The 19,488-nt window shown below is 71.1% G+C and carries 15 protein-coding genes, 2 tRNA genes and 1 other RNA gene; 7 read left to right on the top strand and 11 right to left on the bottom strand.

Annotation, left to right across the window (positions count from 1 at the left end):
- Positions 1 to 75: 75 nt before the first annotated feature.
- The 4 genes from SANBI_RS02215 to ffs form a co-directional block, all read right to left on the bottom strand.
- Positions 76 to 735: a methionine ABC transporter permease gene (locus tag SANBI_RS02215; RefSeq protein WP_056135758.1), complete on the bottom strand. Its 660-nt coding sequence runs from the start codon at positions 733 to 735 to the stop codon at positions 76 to 78.
- Positions 732 to 2,009, bottom strand: a complete 1,278-nt coding sequence (locus SANBI_RS02210) for a methionine ABC transporter ATP-binding protein (protein WP_319158520.1) — start codon at positions 2,007 to 2,009, stop codon at positions 732 to 734. Before SANBI_RS02210 ends, SANBI_RS02215 begins: the two co-directional genes overlap by 4 nt.
- Before the next feature lie 149 nt (positions 2,010 to 2,158).
- Complete coding sequence (locus tag SANBI_RS02205; protein WP_056135753.1) at positions 2,159 to 3,064, bottom strand: MetQ/NlpA family ABC transporter substrate-binding protein; 906 nt, start codon at positions 3,062 to 3,064, stop codon at positions 2,159 to 2,161.
- A gap of 483 nt (positions 3,065 to 3,547) precedes the next feature.
- An RNA gene (gene ffs / locus SANBI_RS02200) (signal recognition particle sRNA small type) lies at positions 3,548 to 3,644 on the bottom strand.
- A gap of 193 nt (positions 3,645 to 3,837) precedes the next feature.
- Between ffs and SANBI_RS02195 the strand changes: the two genes are divergently transcribed.
- The 4 genes from SANBI_RS02195 (at position 3,838) to SANBI_RS02180 (ending at position 7,230) form a co-directional block, all read left to right on the top strand.
- A tRNA-Ser gene (locus SANBI_RS02195) sits at positions 3,838 to 3,922 on the top strand.
- A gap of 138 nt (positions 3,923 to 4,060) precedes the next feature.
- Positions 4,061 to 6,232 (top strand): alpha/beta-hydrolase family protein, encoded by a 2,172-nt coding sequence (locus tag SANBI_RS02190; protein ID WP_319158517.1) that lies wholly within the window; start codon positions 4,061 to 4,063, stop codon positions 6,230 to 6,232.
- Positions 6,229 to 6,525, top strand: coding sequence for a type II toxin-antitoxin system VapB family antitoxin (locus SANBI_RS02185; protein WP_056135746.1), 297 nt, complete (start codon positions 6,229 to 6,231; stop codon positions 6,523 to 6,525). Before SANBI_RS02190 ends, SANBI_RS02185 begins: the two co-directional genes overlap by 4 nt.
- A gap of 24 nt (positions 6,526 to 6,549) precedes the next feature.
- Positions 6,550 to 7,230 carry a LytR C-terminal domain-containing protein gene (locus SANBI_RS02180; RefSeq protein ID WP_056135743.1) on the top strand — a complete coding sequence of 227 codons (681 nt, stop codon included), beginning with the start codon at positions 6,550 to 6,552 and terminating at the stop codon, positions 7,228 to 7,230.
- 133 nt (positions 7,231 to 7,363) lie between these two features.
- On the opposite strand, the gene SANBI_RS02175 is transcribed toward SANBI_RS02180, so the two are convergent.
- The 6 genes from SANBI_RS02175 to SANBI_RS02150 form a co-directional block, all read right to left on the bottom strand.
- Positions 7,364 to 8,674, bottom strand: a complete 1,311-nt coding sequence (locus tag SANBI_RS02175; RefSeq protein WP_056135740.1) for a uracil-xanthine permease family protein — start codon at positions 8,672 to 8,674, stop codon at positions 7,364 to 7,366.
- A gap of 176 nt (positions 8,675 to 8,850) precedes the next feature.
- The gene (locus tag SANBI_RS02170; protein ID WP_056135735.1) at positions 8,851 to 9,771 is read right to left on the bottom strand and encodes an LLM class F420-dependent oxidoreductase; all 921 of its coding nucleotides are present in this window, start codon (positions 9,769 to 9,771) and stop codon (positions 8,851 to 8,853) included.
- Positions 9,772 to 9,877: 106 nt separating this feature from the next.
- Complete coding sequence (locus SANBI_RS02165; protein WP_319158513.1) at positions 9,878 to 11,131, bottom strand: SH3 domain-containing protein; 1,254 nt, start codon at positions 11,129 to 11,131, stop codon at positions 9,878 to 9,880.
- A gap of 339 nt (positions 11,132 to 11,470) precedes the next feature.
- Positions 11,471 to 12,331, bottom strand: a complete 861-nt coding sequence (locus tag SANBI_RS02160; RefSeq protein WP_319158511.1) for an SCO4651 family lipoprotein — start codon at positions 12,329 to 12,331, stop codon at positions 11,471 to 11,473.
- A 409-nt stretch (positions 12,332 to 12,740) separates the two neighbouring features.
- Positions 12,741 to 12,830 (bottom strand) — tRNA-Ser (locus SANBI_RS02155).
- Positions 12,831 to 12,899: 69 nt separating this feature from the next.
- On the bottom strand, positions 12,900 to 14,459 hold the full coding sequence (locus tag SANBI_RS02150; protein ID WP_319158509.1) for a peptide MFS transporter: 1,560 nt from the start codon (positions 14,457 to 14,459) through the stop codon (positions 12,900 to 12,902).
- Between the two features lie 212 nt (positions 14,460 to 14,671).
- Here SANBI_RS02150 and SANBI_RS02145 point away from each other — a divergent pair, with 212 nt between their 5' ends.
- Positions 14,672 to 16,465, top strand: coding sequence for a family 43 glycosylhydrolase (locus tag SANBI_RS02145; RefSeq protein ID WP_319158507.1), 1,794 nt, complete (start codon positions 14,672 to 14,674; stop codon positions 16,463 to 16,465).
- 272 nt (positions 16,466 to 16,737) lie between these two features.
- Entirely contained in the window at positions 16,738 to 17,670 is a 933-nt protein-coding gene (locus SANBI_RS02140; protein WP_408669753.1) for an NAD-dependent protein deacetylase, read from the top strand.
- A gap of 49 nt (positions 17,671 to 17,719) precedes the next feature.
- Here the strand turns inward: SANBI_RS02140 and SANBI_RS02135 are convergent, their stop codons facing one another.
- Positions 17,720 to 18,235: a nucleoside deaminase gene (locus SANBI_RS02135; protein WP_408669730.1), complete on the bottom strand. Its 516-nt coding sequence runs from the start codon at positions 18,233 to 18,235 to the stop codon at positions 17,720 to 17,722.
- A gap of 208 nt (positions 18,236 to 18,443) precedes the next feature.
- Between SANBI_RS02135 and upp the strand changes: the two genes are divergently transcribed.
- Positions 18,444 to 19,082, top strand: coding sequence for a uracil phosphoribosyltransferase (gene upp, locus SANBI_RS02130; protein WP_056135721.1), 639 nt, complete (start codon positions 18,444 to 18,446; stop codon positions 19,080 to 19,082).
- Positions 19,083 to 19,488 lie beyond the last annotated feature (406 nt).

Raw genomic sequence — 19,488 nt, 5'->3', positions numbered from 1 at the left:
CCGGCACGAGGACGGCCGGCTGCCCCCCCGCACGAGGCGAGGGACGACCGGCCGTCGTCCTAGGTGCTGCCGGGCTCAGCGGTGCAGCGCCCTCTTGGCCAGCCAGTTGCCGAAGTACTGGGCGACCTGGACGATCGCCACGATGACGAGCACCGCAGCCCAGGTGACCTCGTCGTTGAACTTCTGGTACCCGAAGCGCAGCGCGAAGTCTCCGAGCCCACCACCACCGATCGCACCGGCCATCGCCGACATGTCGATGACCCCGACGAACAGGAAGGTGTAGCCGAGGATCAGCGGCGCGAGGGCCTCGGGGATGAGCACCGACCAGATGATGCGGAACCGTGAGGCGCCCATCGCGCGGGCCGCCTCGACGACGCCCGGGTCGAGGGCGACGAGGTTCTGCTCGACGATCCGCGCGAAGGCCACGGCCGCCATGAGGGTCATGGGCAAGATCACGGCCTGGACACCGATCGTCGCGCCGGTGACCTCGTAGGTGACCGGACGGATCGCCGTGACGAAGATGATGAACGGGATCGGCCGCACGAAGTTCACGATCACGTTGAGGACGTTGAAGACGACGGGGTTGGACAGCAGGTTGCCCTTGCGCGTCGTGTAAAGGCCGAGGCCGATGAGGAGCCCGACGAGCCCACCGAGGAGCATCGTCGCCGAGACCATCTGGAGGGTCTCGCCGAGGGCTGACCACAGACGTGGGCCGAGCACAGACCAGTCGGTCATCGCGGGTCTCCCTCGGTGGTCGGTCGCTGGGTGCGGGGCTTGTCGAACCTCGGGGCGCCAGGGCTCAGCGCCCCGGAGTCCGAGGCCCCTGCGAAGGTCGCGCCGGGCGCCGGGTAGGCGACGTCGAGCGCTGGGTCGTGCGGTGACGAGGCGTCGGCGCGGCCTGTCCCGCCGTCAGTCTCCGGGACCGGCGCGGCCGCGGCGTCAGCAGCCCGCGGGTCGACGAGCGGGTGGGCTGCCGTCCCGAGGTCGGTCACGTGCGTGTAGCCGCGCAGCGTGGCGACGCACTGCTCGATCGCTGCCTCGTCGCCGACGAGCTCCCAGGTGAGCGAGCCGAAGGGGCGCTCGCTGACCTCGGAGATCCCGCCGAAGACGACGGTCCCCTGCACGTCGTTGTCGCGCAGCACGTCGGTGATCCGACCGCCGGACGAGCCGTCCTCGTGGACGGCCACGGTGACCAGCCTGTGCGGGTGGCGGTGCCGCAGACGCTCGAGCACCTGCGTGCTCGGCCGGTCCTTGACCGTCGCCCCGACGAACCGGCGCGTGGCGCGGTGCTGGGGGTCGGCGAAGACCGGGTACACGTCGCCGGACTCGACGACCTTGCCCTGCTCCATGACCGCGACCCTGTCGCAGATCGACTTCACGACGTCCATCTCGTGGGTGATGACCACGACGGTGATCCCGAGCTCCCGGTTGACCTTCTTCAGGAGGGCGAGGACGTCCTGGGTGGTCTCGGGGTCGAGGGCGCTCGTCGCCTCGTCGGCCAGCAGGATGCTCGGGTTGGTCGCGAGGGCGCGGGCGATGCCCACGCGCTGCTTCTGCCCGCCGGACAGCTTGTTGGGGTACTGCTTGGCCTTGTCCGCGATACCGACGAACTCGAGGAGCTCGGCGACACGGGCCTTCCGTTTCGCGCGGTCCCAGCCCGCCACCTTGAGCGGGTAGGCGATGTTGCCCGCGACGGTCCGGGAGGACAGCAGGTTGAACTGCTGGAAGATCATCCCGATGCCCGCACGGACAGCGCGCAGCTGGCTCTCGGAGCGACCTGTCAGCACGGTGCCGTCGACCTCGACGGTCCCGCCGGACACTGTCTCGAGGGCGTTGATGAGGCGCACGAGGGTCGACTTGCCAGCACCGGAGTAGCCGATCACCCCGAAGATCTCGCCCTTGCGGATCTCGAGGGTCACGCCGTCGACGGCGTTGAAGGGGCCTGAGCTGCCCTTGAAGGTCTTGGTGACGTCGGTGAACCTCACCATGGCGGTGTGGCTAGCGCTCATGCGCTGCTCCGTTCGGCAGGGATGGGGACGGTCGATCGTGGCACGTGCACGCGTCTCGCGCTCGGTGCGCGGTGCGGACCTGTGGGCGAGCGTGGAACGCACCGAGGGTGGACCGGCGCTGGCCGGTCCACCCTCGGTGCTCTCAGGCGTCAGCCCTTGAGGTTCGACTCGATCTCGTCGAGGTAGCCCTGGAGCGTCGCGCCGTCCTGGTCGGCGATGACGGCGCTGCCGCCCGACGCCTCGAGGAGAGCGTCCTGGACCTCGGGCGAGTGCGAGATCTCGATGAGCTTGAGGAAGGTCTCGTCGTCCTTGTCAGCCGCGCGGGACACCCACACGTTGATGTACGGACGGGCACCCTCGGCCTCGGCCGAGTCCTGGTAGAGCGCGTCGTCCGCGGCGAGGCCGGCGTCCTTGATGAAGTCGTTGTTCACGACGGCACCGTCGATGCTGTCGAGGTTCACCGCGGTCTGCGTCGCGTCGACAGGGGTGACGGTCACGGTCGACTCGTCGGCGAGGACGTCGAGCTCGGTCGAGACGGACGAGCCGCCGTCCTTGAGCTTGAGCAGGCCGGCGTCCTGGAGGACGAGGAGCGCACGGGCCAGGTTGGTCGGGTCGTTCGGGATCGCGATCTCGGCGCCGGCCGGGATCTCCTCGACCGAGGAGTACTTGGAGGAGTAGAGGCTCAGCGGGTAGACGGCCGTCGCACCGATCGGCGTGAGGTCCTCACCGGTGTTGGTGTTGTACTCCGCGAGGTACTGCAGGTGCTGGAACTGGTTGAGGTCGATCTCCTCCGACGTCAGCGCGGCGTTGGGGAGGTCGTAGCTGCCCAGGTCCTTGATCTCGACGGAGATGCCCGCGGCCTCGGCCTGCTCCTCGAAGACCGACCACTGGTCGTCGGCCGCGGCGTTGACGACGCCGATGACCACAGGGTTGGACTCGTCGCCCTTCGCGGCGTCCGAGGACTCGTCCGAGCCGCAGGCGGCGAGGCCGAAGGTCAGTGCTGCGACGAGGCTGGCGGCGCCGAGGGTGCGGGCCGTACGGGTGGAGCGAGACATGGTGGTCCTTCCGGGTGGTGCGCAGGTCTGTGCGCATCGAGGAGCAGCCGACGGCTGCGAGCGTGTGCTGTGAGGTGTGGGGGCGCATCGTCACGGGCGCGGGGCCCGGGTCGTGCGTGGTCGCTGTCGTCGGGCACCGCGGGGCGGGCCGTCGTCACGCGGAGGGCGTGGACAGGGAGAGCGGGGCGTGCGTGTCGCACGGCTGGTCACCGGGGTCGTCCCCGGTCCGGGTGGGTCGCCAGGTCAGCGACAGCACCCGCTGGGCATCGACGACATCGAGGCGCCACGACAGCACATCATCGGGCGGCGCGGTGCGCAGGCCCGGGTGACGGTGGCGTAGGTCGACGTGAACATGCCTCCATGATGGGGCGGCAGATGCGGGCAGCACCAATCGCTGGACCATAAATCTCACGATGCGAACGCTGGAGCGGTCGCCTGCTGAGATGAACCCGGGCCAAGCTCGCAAAATACCCACCGGAGCATGCAAAAGACCCCCCGCACACCCATCAGAGCTCACCTGCCCTTGCTGCCTTCCGGCCCTGGGGGAGTTCAGTGAGATGACGCCGCACGAGGGGTCAGCCCCCAGGTTAACCCAGCCGCCCGCCGGGAGGTAAATCGGCCGCGCGCCAGACCGTCACGAGGCAGTGACGAGGCCGTGACAGACCTCGTCGGGAGTGACCCCCGCCACGTCCGACCCCGTCGGGGCCTCACGATTCGGCCCGACGGCAGATCGTCCGGTACTCTCGTGACGCTGGCCTCGGCCGGTGCGTGCTGGAGGATTCGCCTAGTGGCCTATGGCGCCGTCTTGGAAAGGCGGTTGGGTTAACGCCCTCGGGGGTTCGAATCCCCCATCCTCCGCAGCAGACGAAGCCCCCTCCCGGGATCCGAGAGGGGGCTTCGTCGTTCCCGGTCGTCTCCCCCACCGGTCGCCCCGACCCTCGAGCCCCCGTGGGCCCCACCTCTGCCCCTCACGAGCACCCGGTGGTTCAATGAGACGTGGCCGCACACGAGGCATCCCCTGACATCTGGGGCGGCTCGCGCCCCAGCTCGGCCCAGACCGGCCTGCTCATCGCGTCGGCGCTGACCTCCGAGACCTTCGCCCCCTCGCTCGCCCCGCGCAGCGCCGTCGACCAGGGACTCGTGACAGGCCTGTCGGTCGCCTCGCACTATCTCGTCGCGGTCGCCGCGCAGGACGCCCTCTCCGGCCTCGCCGAGCGCCTCGTCGGCTCGACCTTCCTCGTCGGAGCACCCTGGCTCCCCGAGCAGCACCGCACCCGGGTCCTCGAGATCTCCGTCGACCTGCTCGCCGTCCCCGTCGGGACCAGTCTCGCCCTGCTCGTCCCCGCGGCACCCCGAGAACGCACGGTCCGCGCACTGGCACGGTTCGCCGCGTGCCGGGTCGCGCTCTCCGGAGCGGCCGGAGCGTCGCTCGACCTCGGCCACGCCGGCGCAGTGCACCTCGACCGTGCCCTCGGGCTGACCGGCACCTTCGCGCGCGTCCCGCTCTCCGTCCCGCTGGGTGCAGGCGTGGCCTACGTCGTCGAGCGCAACAGGTCGCACCAGCAGCTGCCCACCCCGGACCTCGAGTCGGTCAGCTCGAACACCCGTCTCGTCTCTGTCCTCGTGGCGGGCGGGGTCGTCGTCGGCCTCAGCGGCTTCGCAGCCGCGGAGGGGCTGCTCACCCGCAGGCTCGGCGACGCCCTGCACCAGGTGCTGCCCGGCACCACCGGATTCTGGCGGGTGGTGGCGCGCGGTGCGAGCCTGGGCGCGGTCAGCACAGCGGGCGTCGCCGTGTGGGACCGCGCCATGCAGCGCATCGAGACCGCCACGCTCACCGACGAGGCCAGGACCGCCGGGCTCGACCCGACGGCGGTCACCACCTCGACCGTCAGCGGCTCCGGCCACAGCCTCGTCCCGTGGGACACGCTCGGACGAGAAGGACGCCGGCACGTGCTGTCCCGGGTCCCGACCCGGCCGTCCGCCGCGAGGCGCACGACCGCCGCGGGGAGCACGGTCGACGTGGGGAGCACGGTCGACGCGCCCGAGGCCGAGACCGTCGGCGCACCGCCGCGCCCCTTCGTCGACGCCCTCGTCGGACCGGCCACGGACTCGCCCGACTTCTCGATCGAGACCGTCATGGGCCGCCCCGCCGTCGCCGAGCCGGTCCAGGTCTACGTCGGGCTCGACAGCGCACCGACCCCGCGGGACAGGGTCGACCTCGCGCTCGCCGAGATGGAACGGCTCGGCGCCTTCGACCGCTCGCTCCTCGTGCTGGTGTCACCGACCGGGACCGGCTACGTCAACTACGTCGCGCTCGCAGCCGTGCAGTACCTCGCGCTCGGTGACGTCGCGACAGTCACCATGCAGTACTCGAAGCGTCCGTCTCCGCTCTCCCTCGGCAAGGTGTCCGTCGCCCGCGAGCAGAACCGGCGCCTGTGGATGCGCATCGTCGTGCGGCTGCGCGAGATGCCCGAGCACCGCAGGCCTCGGGTCGTCGTGTTCGGCGAGAGCCTCGGGGCGCTGACGAGCCAGGACGTCTTCGTCGACTGGGGCACGATCGGCCCGGCGGCCCTCGGGATCGAGCGGGCGCTCTGGGTCGGCACGCCTCGCACGAGCCGGTGGATGACCGAGGTCACGACGCCCGACAGGCTCGAGGTCGACCCCGACACCGTGGTCGTCGTCAACGACTACCCGCAGCTGGAGGAGCTCGGGCCGGAGCGGCGCGGCAGGCTGCGGTACGTGCTGGTCAGCCACGACAACGACGGCGTGACACGGCTGGCCCCCGACGTCGCCTTCTCCAGGCCCGACTGGCTGAGCCCCGAGGCGCGCACGCCCCGGCCGGCGCCTGTCTCGTCAGACGTCCCGGTCAGTCCGCGCGGGACTCCGCCGTGGGCTCGCTGGCGCCCCGTCACGACCTTCTTCCAGACGCTCGTCGACATGAAGAACGCCCAGGCGCCGGGCCCCTACCGCGCCTGGGCCCACGACTACAGGCCCGACCTCGTGCGGTTCGTCAGCGCCGTCTACGACCTCCCCGCCGACCCCGAGGTGCTGCGCAGGCTCGACCACGTCCTCGAGGCCCGCGAAGAGCTGCGCGAGACCCTGATCGCCCACGCCGAGGAACGGCGTCGCGCCGCTGAGGAGCGCTCGCCCACTACAGTGGCGCCATGATCTTCAAAGGCGTGGGCGACGGTCGCCCCTACCCCGACCACGGTCTGGTGAGCACCAAGGACTGGGCTGCGGTCCCTCCCCGGCAGGTCCGCCTCGAAGAGCTCGTCACCACCAAGCGCGAGCTAAATCTCGACAATCTCCTCGCAGAAGACTCCACGTTCTACGGCGATCTGTTCGCCCACGTCGTCCAGTACAAGGGCATCATGTACCTCGAGGACGGCCTGCACCGCGCGGTGCGAGCCGCCCTCCAGCAACGTGCGCTGCTGCACGCACGTGTCCTCGTCCTGGACTGACCCGCACTCAGAGAGGCTTGACAGATGACTACGCCGGATGACGTCCAGCGCGCCCGCACGCAGCGCCGACGGCGCAAGCACGAGCGACAGGCGCTCGTCTTCGGCCTGCTCATCGCCTTCTTGGCCGTGTCCGGGCTCGCCGCGGCCGCGGTCTACACGGGAGCCGTTGACGCGCCCTTCGACCGCGGCTTCAGCGAAGAAGAGGTCGTCCGGGACCAGGTGGCGGCCCAGCCCTGCCTGCCCGACGGGACGCTGCCCGTGCCGTACCAGCAGATCACCGTGAAGGTGCTCAACGCGACGAACCGCTCCGGCCTCGCCGGTCAGGTGTCCGACGCGCTCGCCAGCCGCAGCTTTGTCATCAGTGCGACCGAGACGCAAGAGGCGAAGCTCAACGACGTGCGCATCTCCTTCGGCACCCAGGGCCTGGCCTCCGCCTACACGCTCGCAGCGCAGTTCCCCACCGCCAACCTGTTCTACGACGCCCGTGAGGACGCGAGCGTCGACGTGGCGCTCGGAGAGTCGTTCACCGAGCTCGTCCCGGCCGAAGAGGTGGGCCTCGCGGCCGACTCCCCCATGGCGTCTGTCGACGGGTGCCGCTCCCTCGACAGCCTCACCCCTGAGCCTGTCGTCGTGCCCACCCCGCCGGCCGAGGAGGGCGCGCCCGCCGAGGACGCACCTGCCGAAGAGGCACCGGCTGCGGGCTGACGCCTGATGGCGTGACCGGCCGATCGACTGAGGGAAGAGCTCCGGGCTGGGCACGGGCGCAGTGCGCCTGTGCCCAGCCCGGAGCTGTCTCGGTCCGTCCCGAGCCCGTGCTCGGCTCCTCCTGAGCCCCGCCTCAGCTCTTCTCGAGCTCGACCCCTGCCGGGGCCGACGCCGGGGACGCAGCCTCCTGGCTGGTCCCCCGCCACCGGGCCAGCGCCCGCATGAGGTGGTAGACGACGAGCGTGACCGCGGTGCCGATCGCGATGCCCTCGAAGGCGAGGTCGCCAGGCGTCCAGCTGAAGTTCGCGATGCCGACCACGAGCGCGACAGCGGCGGTGGTGAGGTTCACGGGGTCGGAGAAGTTGACCTTGTTCTGCACCCAGATGCGGGCACCCAGCATGCCGATCATGCCGTAGAGCAGGGTCGAGGCACCGCCGAGGACCCCTGCGGGGACCGAGGCGATGGCCTCGCCGAACTTCGGCGAGAGGCTCAGCAGGAGCGCGCCCGCGGCGGCGACCCAGTACGCGGCGGTCGAGTAGACGCGGGTCGCGGCCATGACGCCGATGTTCTCCGCGTAGGTGGTCGTCCCCGAGCCGCCACCGACACCGGCGAGGCTGGTCGCGATGCCGTCGGCGAGCAGCGCACGCCCGGCGAGGTGGTCGAAGTCCTGCCCTGTCATGGCGGCGACTGACTTCACGTGGCCGATGTTCTCGGCGATCAGCACGAGGACCACCGGGACGAACAGACCGAGGACCGACACCTGGAAGGTCGGCGTGGTGAACTCGGGGAACCCGACCCATGAGGCCGTCTCGACCTTGCTGAAGTCGACCTCGCCGCGGACCACGGCTGTCACGTAGCCGACCGCGACACCGAGCAGGATCGCGAGCCGACCGAGGATCCCGCGGAACAGCACCGTGGCGAGGATGATCGCACCGAGGGTCACGAGGGCCGTGACGGGCGCCTGCTCGAAGTTCGCCTTGGCAGCCGGTGCCAGGTTGAATCCGATGAGCGCGACGATCGTGCCGTTGACGACAGGCGGCATGAGCGAGTTGATCCATCGCGCCCCGGCGAAGTGGACGATCACGCCGACGACGGTGAGCGTCAGCCCCGCGACGAGGATGCCGCCGACGGCGACAGACTGGCCGCCCGAGGCTGTCGCGGCACCGATGGGCGCAATGAAGGCGAAGCTCGACCCGAGATAGCTCGGCAGGCGGTTGCCGGTGATCAGCAGGAAGACGACGGTGCCGACAGCCGAGAAGAACAGCGTGGTCGCCGGGGAGAAGCCCGTGAGGATCGGGACCAGGAAGGTCGCGCCGAACATCGCGACGATGTGTTGCAGACCGATGCCGATCGTCAGCGGCCAGGCCAGCCGCTCGCCGGGGGCGACGACGTCCGTCGGGCCCATGTGCTTGCCGTCACCGTGGATCGTCCAACCAAAGCTCACCGTGTGTCTCCTGCGTCCGTGACTCGCCGGCTGGTGCCGGTCCACGGAGCAGACTACTGCGGGGGTCCTGGGACCCCCGCAGCCGTCTCGGTCCTCTCGCAGGTGTCAGCCGCCCTGCCGGTGCTGGCCCGTCTGCAGGCGCGAGCCGGTCTGGGGCGTCACCCGGTCTGGAGGCGTCAGCCGATCTGCGGCGCGACCTCGCGGGCGACGAGGTCGAGGTGCTCGAGGTCGGCCATGTCGAGGACCTGGAGGTAGACGCGTGAGGCTCCGTGCTCGGCGAGCGTCCCGAGGCGGTCGACGACCTCGCTCACCGTGCCCGCGACACCGTGCTCGCGGAGCTCGGCGGGCTCGCGGCCGATCGCGGCGGCCCGGCGGGAGAACTCGGCCTCGTCAGCGCCGACGCACATGACCAGGGCGGCGGAGTAGGTGAGGTCGTCGGCCGGGCGACCGGCCTCCTCGCAGGCCGCTCGCACGCGCGCGAACATCTGCGGGATGTCGTCGATCTCGGGGAAGGCCGCGTTGAACTCGGTGCCGAAGCGCGCGGCGAGGGCCGGCGTGCGCCTGGGACCGTTGCCACCGACGATCACCGGGACCGGGCTCTGCACGGGCTTGGGCAGCGCGGGCGAGTCGGTCAGCGTGTAGTGGGTGCCGTCGAAGGAGTACTTCTCGCCGACAGGTGTGGACCACAGGCCGGTGATGATCTCGAGCTGCTCTTCGAGCATGCCGAAGCGCTTGGCCGGGAACGGTACGCCGTAGGCGGCGTGCTCCTCCGCGAACCATCCGGTGCCGAGACCGAGCTCCACGCGCCCGCCGCTCATCTGGTCAACCTGGGCCACCTGGACGGCGAGGAGCCCGGGGTGCCGGAAGGTCGCGGAGGTGACGAGGGTGCCGAGCTTGATGCGGCTGGTCTCACGGGCCAGCGCCGCGAGCGTCAACCACGCGTCGGTCGGACCGGGGAGGCCGTCGCCGCCCATCGTGAGGAAGTGGTCGGAGCGGAAGAACGCGTCGAAGCCGAGGTCCTCGGTGGCCTTGGCCACCGCGAGGATGTCGTCGTAGGTCGCGCCCTGCTGCGGTTCGGTGAAGATGCGGAGGTCCATGCGACCAGCCTACGGCGGCTGACGAGGCCCGTCCTGGCCGTGCCAGACCCTGTCCGCGGCCGACCCCGAGGTCGCGCCCCCTGCGCCGCAGCCGCGCGAGGTCCGATCAGCGGCCGAGGCCGCGCAGGCGACGGGGGACGGCGAGGTCGGCCAGGTTGAGGACGGTCAGCGCGACCAGCGCGCGTCCGAGCACACGGCGCCCGCGCGGTCCCGGCGCCCCGGCGCCCCGCAGCGCGAGCGCGGCGCCCACAGCGCAGAGGACGGTCTCGGCTCCGGCGACGACCCAGTACGCGGTCGGCCGCTCGATCCACAACCGCTGGAGGTCGTTGAGACGCCCAGGTTCGGTAGGGACCGTCGTCACCGAAGACCACAGCGCACGGACGAGCGGCTGAGACTCGATCCGGCGGACGTCCGGCAGGTCGGCCGGCGGCAGCCATCCTTCGGCGACCTCGGCCGCCTCGACGGGCAGACCCAGGAGCCGCATGAGCGCCGTGAAGGGGTCGTCCGCGTCGGCGTCGTCGAGCAGGGTGGTGAGCCTGTCGGTCTGCGCAGGGCTCAGGTCGAACTGCTGCGCGATCTCGTCGGCGTCAGCCGTGGGAGCACTGAAGTAGTCGTCGACGAGGCTCAGCACGCCCGAGGCCGGGTCGGCGCCGCCCGAGGGGTCGACCCGGAACCAGCGTGGACCCCACTCGTGGGCGGTGACCATCTGCCCGCCACGGACCAGCCCCATGCGACGCCACGGACCGTTGCGCTCGAGCCCGATGGTCGGGGTGCTCGTGGGGCTCGTGACGACGGCCTCGAGGTCAGCTGCAGGCTCGACACCGGCGATCACGGAGATGCCGTCGACCTGCGCGAACCAGAGGTCGGCTCCCGTGAGGTAGGCGAGACGGGGCACGTCGGTCGAGCGGATGCGCCCGACGACAGCTCCGGCGCGCGCCTCGATCACCAGGCCGACGGCATCGTCCCCGGGGGTCTCACCCGGGATCTCGAGGTCGGTCGCGATGCGGCACGCGACGTCGAGCGCCCGCGCGAGGTAGGCGGCGACGTCGTCGCTCGACAACGTGGGGTACGGGCCGTCGACGGGGTTCTCGTCGGGGGCCCATCGGACGATGCGTCCGTCGCTCCACCCCACGGTGCGCGCGACGACCCACCCGGGTGCACCGAGCACAGCACCGTCCATGAGGTCGGCCGGGACACCGAGCTGACCGAGCACGTCGGCAACCTCGCCGACGGTCGCGGCGGGCACGTGCTCGATGGCCTCGAGCGGGAGGTCGGCCTCGCCGCGCGGGTCACGAGGTTCCACGGCGATGAAGAGCGGGACGAGGGCGAGCTGGTCTGTTCCGGACGTGACGTCGTGCATGCTCCGAGTCTCACACACGGTGCGCGGGTCGCACGACCGGTCGGTCGGGTCGCACGACCGGCCGAGCGGGACGCACGACCAGCCGAGCGGGACGCACGACCAGCCGAGCGGGCGGGCACGACCGGCAGGGCGGGCACACGGGTCTCGGACGCGAGGTCTGGCAGAGGCGACGGCCTCCCTGGGCTGGAGACGACAGAGCCCCCGCCACCGACCCGGGTGGGTCGGTGGCGGGGGCGGAGGTCGTGGTGCGTGCTCGCCCGGGGTGCTACCGACCAGGTCGGCGGCCCACGGAGCGGGTCAGCGTCGCTCGCGCACCAGGGCGCGCGTGCGGGGTGAGTCTCAGAACAGCGGCTCGGTCGAGATCTCGTCCTCGGCGGGGGCCGTGATGCCGAAGTCCTCGCCCCAGCCGGAGAAGGTCATGTCGACCGTGGCGCCGGCGATCTCGCTCGTCGTGCGGACCATGCGGTCCTGGTCGTCGATCCAGTACTCGTAGGTGAGCTCGGGCGGCAGGGTGCCGCCGGCAGCCTCAGCCTGCTCCTTGAGGTCACCGGTCACCTTGGTGGTGTCCACGACGACCGTGTACTGCTGCGCCTGGACACCGTCGACGTCGACGGGCTCGCCGACCTTCTCGACCTTGGTGAACGCACCTTCGAAGCCCTCGAGGCTCTTGGTCGGGTCGAGCTGGCTCTCGATGCCGTCGAACTGCCCGGCGAGCGGGTTGCTCTCGTCGGCCGGGTCGATCTTGACGAACTTGCCGCCGCTCATGTCACCGAGGTTCATGTAGAAGATCGCGTCGACGATGCGGATCTCCATGGCGACGCCCTGGGCGTCCATGGTCATCGACATGTTCGTGGTGCTGTCGACGAGCTCGACGTCGGCCGAGATGGTGCTCGAGGTGCCCGCAGCCTCCGTCGTCATGTCGAGGCTGTACGAGCCTGCCTCGATCGTGGCGGCCGTGAGGCGCTCTGCGAAGTCGTCCGTGGTGAGGTCGCCCGAGGCCGAGCCGGAGTCGTCAGCCTCGTCCGCACCGTCGGTCGCGGCGTCGTCGGTCGCAGCGTCGTCGGAGGAGGAGTCGGACGACCCGCCGCCGATGACGGACGAGGTGTCCTTGGTGTCGGTCGAGTCGTCTGAGCAGGCCGTGAGGCCGAAGACGCCGATCGAGGCGACTGACAGGACGGCGATTCCGCGTGCGATGCGCATGTTTCTCCTTCGTCGAAAAGCTGTGGTCCACCGGGGGCCGGCACTGCCATGAGCAGAGGACCGAGAGACGTGGCCGGCTGCGGTGCCCGGCTGCGGTCTGGCTCGCAGGGTGTGCACCCGGTCGTCTCCTGGGGGGTGTCTCCACAGTAGCCGGGGAGGCGCCGACGAGGGGCGGCTCGCGATGGGCAGAAGTGCCTGGGGAGAGGTCCCCGGCGGGCAGCGACGGGGCCGTCGGGACGCGTCAGACTGCCTCGGTCAACCCGGGGTCGTCCGGTCCGCGGGAGGCCGTGCGGCGAGGCGAGCGGAGGCGAGGGACTGAGCCGGGCCGGCCTCGCCTGGGCGATGGGTGGAGAGACAGCGAGAGCGGCTGCTCCTGTCGATCTCTCGACGGGTGCAGCCGCTCTCACGGTGGCGGTAGCGGTGAGATTCGAACTCACGGTGGACTTTCACCCACACACGCTTTCGAGGCGTGCTCCTTAGGCCGCTCGGACACGCTACCTCGCGCTGAACAGTACCTGCTCGAGCGCCGATCGGTAAAATCGCCTCTGTTCACAGGCCTGCGGAGCCCTCAGCGGGATACGACCGGCCCGCTGAGCCCCTTCTCCCCGGCGGCGATGTGCCGGGTGATCCACGGCGTGAAGAAGAAGAACACGACGGTCAGCCCGAGCGTGACACCGCCGATCATCCCGAAGTACGGCACGAAGTTCTCGGTGAGGTCCGAGGTCGCCGACACGATCTGCGCCGTGATGGCCTGACCAGCAGCAGGCGCGAGGAACCACAGAGCCATCGACTGCGACCTGAAGGCCACGGGGGCGAGCATCGTGGTCGCCGCGAGACCGACCGGCGAGAGGCACAGCTCGCCGAGGGTCTGGAGCGCATAGGTGCCGATGAGCACCCACGAGCTGACCAGGCCGTCGCCCGCGAGCGCGGTCATCCCCGCCAGGAAGAGGAAGGACAGCGACGCGAGGGCCAACCCGATGCCGAACTTCACGGCTGTGCTGGGCCCGCGGCGTCCCAGCCGCATCCACAGCAGCGCGAAGACGGGCGCGAGCAGGATGATGAGGGCGGGGTTGACCGACTGGAAGAACTCCGGCTGGATGGTCAGCCCGAGGACGTCGAGCCGTGTCCTGCTCTCGGCATAGGCGGACATCGACGAGGCAGCCTGCTCGAAGATCATCCAGAACAGCATCGCGGCGACGAACAGCGGGATGTAGGCGCGGACCCGCGAGCGCTCGGGTGCGGTGACCTTGGTCGAGCGCAGCATCACGACGAAGTAGATGATCGGCGCCGCGAAGGCGAGATAGCTGATCATGTTGACGATGCCGGAGGTGCCGAAGGACAGCTCCCCCGCTGACAGGCTCGTCGCCGCGAGGGCACCGAGGGCTGCGAGCGCGAGCAGGAGGACCAGGCCGAGGCTGCCACGCACGAGCATCGGGCGGTCGGCAGCCGTGAGCGGGTTGGCGACGTGGTCCCCGGCGCCCCGCAGCCGCGCACGACCGAGCACGAAGGCGACGAGCGCGAGGCCCATGCCGACCGCTGCGACGGCGAAACCGGCGTGGTACCCGCCGATGCTCCGCGCCAGGCCGACGAGGAACGGCGCCGTGAAGGAGCCGATGTTGATGCCCATGTAGAAGATCGAGAACCCGGAGTCGCGGCGTTCGTCGTCACGCCCGTAGAGCTCGCCGACCATGCTGGACACGTTGGGCTTGAGCAGCCCGGTCCCGATGGCGACACAGACGATCCCCGCGAAGGAGACACCCGCACCTCCGGGCACGGCGAGCAGCACGTGCCCTGCGGCGATGACCATGCCTCCGTAGAGCGTCGCCCGGCGTGAGCCGATGCCCCTGTCGGCGAGCCACCCGCCGACGACCGACAGGAGGTAGACGGACGCCCCGTAGATCGAGGTGACGGCGAGCCCTGTGTCGGAGTCGAGCCCGAGGCCGCCGTCCGCGACGGTGTCCGTCAGGTAGTACAGCAGGATGGCGCGCATGCCGTAGTAGCTGAAGCGCTCCCACAGCTCAGTGCCGAACAGGGTCATCAGACCGATGGGGTGGCCGAAGAACCTCCGGTCCTCGAGACCGGCGTCTGGGGTGTCTGCAGGCGCCCGGGCGCCCTCGCTCTGGGACATGGCTCTCAACCTACGCTTTTGGTGCAGGACCACCCGGTGACCATGGTCCTGCGGCCGGCCGCAGACCGTGCAGGTCGTCCCGGTGCGGCCCCTCTCGTCACTGTCCGCCCCCTTGACGGCCCGTGCCGCCGCAGATAGTTTCTACATCGTTGTACTACGACGATGTAGGCCACGGCGGTCGACGACGACCGCACGACAGATCGGATCTTCGCGTGCACCACAGACTCCGGCGGTCGACCGCCACCCTGATCACCGCAGCCGCCCTGGCCCTCGGGCCCGTCGCGCTCGCCGCGCCGGGCTGGGCTGCCGGACCTGCGGCCGCTCCCGCCGCCCAGCCCGTGGCCGCCCTCGCCACCGAGCCTGCGGACGACCCCGTGGGAGGCAAGACTCTCGTCGGCGAGACCGCGCCGATCCACGACCCGGCCCTGGTCGTCGACGACGACGGCACCTGGTACGCCTTCTCGACAGGACGTGTCGGCCGGGAGAACGGCGGGACCATCCAGATCGCCACCTCCCACGACGACGGCACCACCTGGGAGTACGCCGGGACGGTCTGGGACGAGATCCCTGCGTGGATCGACGAGCACTTCGCCGACGGGGCGCTGCCCGACAACCTCTGGGCTCCCGAGGTGTACGAGCACGACGGCACGTACTACCTCTACTACTCGGCGTCACGCTTCGGGACCGACGACTCGCTCACCGCGCTCGCGACCAACGTGACGCTCGACCCGACCGACCCCGGCTACGAGTGGGTCGACCAGGGTCTGGTGGTCGAGTCCCCGGTCTCCGGGCTCCCGGGAGACGTGAGGTTCAACGCGATCGACGCGGGGATCGTCGAGGACGAGGCAGGTAACCCCTTCATGGCGATCGGGTCGTTCTGGTACGGGATCTTCCTCGTGCCGCTCGAGTGGCCGAGCGGCAAGCCCGTCGACGGCTGGCAGGCGCAGACCGTCAACATCGCCGACAGGTTCATCCCGGGCAACCCGGTCGAGGCGCCGTACATCACGCACCGCGACGGCTACTACTACCTCTTCGTCTCCTTCGGCGCGTGCTGCCGGGGAGCCGACTCGACCTACCAGGTCGCCGTCGGGCGTTCCGAGTCCGTCACCGGGCCGTACCTGGACCGCGAGGGCAAGGACATGTACGGAGGAGGAGGCACCATCCTGCTCGAAGAGCACGGCGCAGTCGTCGGGCCCGGCGGACAGTCGGTCTTCGGCGACTACCTGGCCTTCCACTACTACGACGCCTCGAACGAGGAGATCCCGTACTTCCCCACGCTCGGCATCCAGCGGCTCGACTGGGTCGACGGCTGGCCCGTCGCCGACCAGCGGGTCGAGCTGCCGACTGTCGTGACCGGGCCCGACGACGTGACCGTCGCACCTGGCTCGACCGCGACCTTCACGACCACCGCGGCGGGGATCCCGTCCCCGGTCGCCGAGTGGGAGACGTCGACCGACGGAGGCGCCACGTGGACCGCGGTCGACGAGCAGCCGCGGACGGTCCCTGCGGGGGCAGCGCCTGTCGCTGCGGGAGGCGGCCCCGAGAACGGTGATCCGGCGCTCGTCGCGGCTGCCGACGGTGTCGCGACCTCGATCCTCGAGCTCTCCGTCGCCAGCGCCGAGCAGGACGGGACGCTCGTGCGGGCCCGGGTGACCAACGCGCACGGGACGTCGGTCACAGCGACGGCGACGCTCGTCGTCGCTGCACCACAGCCGCCTGTCGTGCCTGGCGAGCCGTCGCCTGAGGTGCCCGGGCCGCCGGACAGCCCGGTCCCTGGACCTGGCGACGGAGCAGCGGTCCCACCCGCACCGGCGACAGGTGAGGGCACGGCCACCGGGCCGGCAGGCACAGGCCAGGCGGGCGTGCGCCAGCAGGCCGGGTCGACGCGGACCGGTGCCCTCGCCGAGACGGGCACCTCGCTGTCGCAGGCCGTGGCAGGAGCCCTCGGCCTCGGGCTGCTGGGCGCTGCCGCCGTGGTCCTCGCGCGCCGACGGGACCGGGCCTGACCCCTCGGTGCCCGGGACGGCGACCGCACTGCGCCGACGTCCTCCGCGGAGCCGACGTCCTCCGCGGGGCTGACGTCCTCCGACGGCGTGGGTGCCCTCCGAGGGCGCAGGTGTTCTCGGAGGGCCAAAGGATCTCGGAGGCCGCACGGGCCGTGCGGTCGTAGCCTGGAGAGGTGGACCATGCACAGCCCGAGACACCCTCATCCCCCTCCCTCGCAGACCAGCCGCTCGCCTCGAGCGCCGTCGACGCCGCCGAGCTCCCGCAGGACGCCATGCCAGCCCCGGCCGGAGGTGGTCGTGGCCCGCGCTCGGCTCCGGGCGAGGTGCCCGAGCAGCGTCAGTCCCGACCGTCGCCGCGCCGTGACCACCCGGGCCCGTCGGAGCAGGACCTCGCCGCGCTCGTCGACCTGGTCCGCGGCCGACGGGTCGCCGTGCTGACAGGCGCCGGCGTCTCGACCGACTCCGGCATCCCCGACTACCGCGGCCCGGACTCGCCCCCGCGCAACCCGATGACGTACCAGCAGTTCATCGGCGACGAGGCGTTCCGGCGCCACTACTGGGCCCGCAACCACGTCGGGTGGCGGCACGTCGAGCGCACCAGCCCCAACGCCGGGCACCGGGCGCTCACCCGTCTCGAGCAGGCGGGCCTGCTCACCGGGATCATCACGCAGAACGTGGACACCCTGCACGTCGTCGCCGGCTCGACGACGGTCGTCGACCTGCACGGCAGCTTCGACAGGGTGGTCTGCCTCGACTGCGGGCACGTCGTGTCCCGCGAGTCTCTCGCGGAGCGCCTCGAGGCGGCGAACCCCGGCTTCGTCGAGTCGATCGGAGACGTCGCGGACATCGAGATCGCTCCCGACGCCGACGCCGTGATCGAGACCACGGCCCACTTCCGCCCCGTCGCCTGCGAGGTCTGCGGCGGCACCCTCAAGCCCGACATCGTGTACTTCGGCGAGATGGTGCCCAAGGCGCGGGTCGCACGAGCCTTCGAGATCGTCGACGAGGCCGACGTGCTGCTGGTCGCGGGCTCGTCCTTGACGGTCCACTCGGGCCTGAGGTTCGTCAAGCACGCGGCGAAGGCAGGCACGCCTGTGGTGATCGTCAACCGCGGCGAGACGCGAGGCGACCCGCTCGCGACGCTCACCATCGACGCGGGTGCGACCCAGACCCTCGAGGCGCTCGCCGAGGCGCTGCTCGACTAGGCCTCGTCTCTCGCTTCCCGAGCGGGACTGCTCGACCAGAGCTTCCCGGCTAGTCTCCGCCGACGCCCCAGGCGTCGTCACGCCGGTGCCCTGCGAAGAAGTCGAGCAGCAGCGCCGCGCACTCCCCCTCGCGGACACCGCCGAGCACCTCGACCCTGTGCGTGCTCCGACGGTCGCGGACCAGGTCCCACACCGAACCTGTGGCACCGGCCTTCTCGTCCCACGCCCCGAGCACGAGCCTGGGCACGCGGGCCAGCATGGTCGCCCCTGCGCACATCGCGCAGGGCTCGAGCGTCACGACGAGGGTGCAGCCGGCGAGCCGCCACTCGCCGAGGGTCTGCGCCGCGTCGCGCAGCGCGAGCACCTCGGCGTGAGCGGTCGGGTCACCTGTCGCCTCGCGGGTGTTGTGCCCGCGGCCCACGACCTGCCCGTCCGGCCCGACGACCACGGCACCGACGGGGACGTCCCCTGTGCGCAGGGCCAGGCGGGCCTCGACGATCGCCAGCCCCATCAGCCGGTCCAGCTCAGGGCGGGGCACCGAGCGAGACGGCGTGCGGGAGGTCATGGCGGCGAGCCTACCGGGGCTCGGCCTGGGCGCCACGAGCCCGACGGGCCGTCGCTGTCAGGGCGCTGCTGCCTCCCGACCACGGCACCTCCCGGGTGCTGCTGCCGCTCAGCTCAGGCGTGCCCGCCAGGCGTGCCCGACCGGTCGCCTAGCGGATCCGGGTCCGAGGTCGCACGCAGCCGGTCGAGCGACGCTGTAGGTTGTCACCATGCGCTTGCACGTCGCCGACCACCCTCTCGTGGCCCACAAACTCACCGTCCTCCGTAACAAGGAGACGGCGTCCCCGACGTTCCGCCTCCTCGTCGACGAGCTCGTCACCCTGCTGGCCTACGAGGCCACCCGCGAGGTCGCCACCGAGCCGCACACGATCAGCACCCCCGTCGCAGAGACCGTCGGCACGAGGATCGCGGACCCGCGTCCCCTCGTCGTCCCGATCCTGCGTGCCGGGCTGGGCATGCTCGACGGCATGACCCGCCTGCTGCCGACAGCCGAGGTCGGGTTCCTGGGGATGCAGCGCAACGAGGAGACCCTCGAGGCCGTCACCTACGCGAACCGCCTCCCGGACGACCTCACCGGTCGTCAGTGCTTCCTCCTCGACCCGATGCTCGCGACCGGCGGCACGCTCGTCGCGGCGATCGACTTCCTCTTCGACCGCGGGGCGCGCGACGTCACGGCCGTGTGCCTGCTGGCCGCACCCGAAGGCCTCGAGATCCTCGAGAAGGCCGTCGGAGACCGCGGAGACGTCAAGGTGGTCGTCGCTGCCGTCGACGAGCGTCTCGACGAGAACGCCTACATCATCCCGGGCCTCGGCGACGCGGGCGACCGCCTCTACGGCGTGGTCGACTGACCGTCCCGGTCCCAGCACACGACGACGGGCCGCACCCTCGCGGGGGGTGCGGCCCGTCGCTGTCTCTCCCCCGGCCTGGAGCAGCCTCCCTGACTCCCGCCGGTCGCCTCGCCGTGCCGTCCCACCGTTGTCTGGTGATCCGGTGGTCTGCTATTCACTGCGCTGTCGGGAGCCGGGAGCCGGGAGCCGGGAGCCGGGAGCCGGGAGCCGGGCGTCCCACCCTCCGGCTGCCGCTCGGTCCGACAGGTGAGACTTCCAGGGATGGGGCTGGTCGATCTCCGTGCGGTCTGAGAGTCTTCGCGGGTGACCAGCCCACGCCCGACCGTCGACCGCACCTCGCAGGTGCTGGTCGTCGTCCCCGCGTGCGGCCGTGCGTGCTGTCGGTCCTGACCTCTCCCCGAGCCCA

This window comes from Sanguibacter biliveldensis, from assembly GCF_033798665.1.
In the GTDB taxonomy this organism is placed as follows: domain Bacteria; phylum Actinomycetota; class Actinomycetes; order Actinomycetales; family Cellulomonadaceae; genus Sanguibacter; species Sanguibacter inulinus.
This window is presented reverse-complemented; position numbering and strand designations above follow the sequence as displayed.

What these genes read in the sequence shown, in the direction of transcription:
- SANBI_RS02160 (WP_319158511.1), bottom strand. Translation starts at nt 12,331, where the DNA reads ATGCGCATCGCACGCGGAATCGCCGTCCTGTCAGTCGCCTCGATCGGC.
- SANBI_RS02150 (WP_319158509.1), bottom strand. Translation starts at nt 14,459, where the DNA reads ATGTCCCAGAGCGAGGGCGCCCGGGCGCCTGCAGACACCCCAGACGCC.
- SANBI_RS02180 (WP_056135743.1), top strand. Translation starts at nt 6,550, where the DNA reads ATGACTACGCCGGATGACGTCCAGCGCGCCCGCACGCAGCGCCGACGG.
- SANBI_RS02135 (WP_408669730.1), bottom strand. Translation starts at nt 18,235, where the DNA reads ATGACCTCCCGCACGCCGTCTCGCTCGGTGCCCCGCCCTGAGCTGGAC.
- SANBI_RS02165 (WP_319158513.1), bottom strand. Translation starts at nt 11,131, where the DNA reads ATGCACGACGTCACGTCCGGAACAGACCAGCTCGCCCTCGTCCCGCTC.
- SANBI_RS02205 (WP_056135753.1), bottom strand. Translation starts at nt 3,064, where the DNA reads ATGTCTCGCTCCACCCGTACGGCCCGCACCCTCGGCGCCGCCAGCCTC.
- SANBI_RS02170 (WP_056135735.1), bottom strand. Translation starts at nt 9,771, where the DNA reads ATGGACCTCCGCATCTTCACCGAACCGCAGCAGGGCGCGACCTACGAC.
- SANBI_RS02140 (WP_408669753.1), top strand. Translation starts at nt 16,738, where the DNA reads ATGCCAGCCCCGGCCGGAGGTGGTCGTGGCCCGCGCTCGGCTCCGGGC.
- SANBI_RS02215 (WP_056135758.1), bottom strand. Translation starts at nt 735, where the DNA reads ATGACCGACTGGTCTGTGCTCGGCCCACGTCTGTGGTCAGCCCTCGGC.
- SANBI_RS02185 (WP_056135746.1), top strand. Translation starts at nt 6,229, where the DNA reads ATGATCTTCAAAGGCGTGGGCGACGGTCGCCCCTACCCCGACCACGGT.
- SANBI_RS02210 (WP_319158520.1), bottom strand. Translation starts at nt 2,009, where the DNA reads ATGAGCGCTAGCCACACCGCCATGGTGAGGTTCACCGACGTCACCAAG.
- upp (WP_056135721.1), top strand. Translation starts at nt 18,444, where the DNA reads ATGCGCTTGCACGTCGCCGACCACCCTCTCGTGGCCCACAAACTCACC.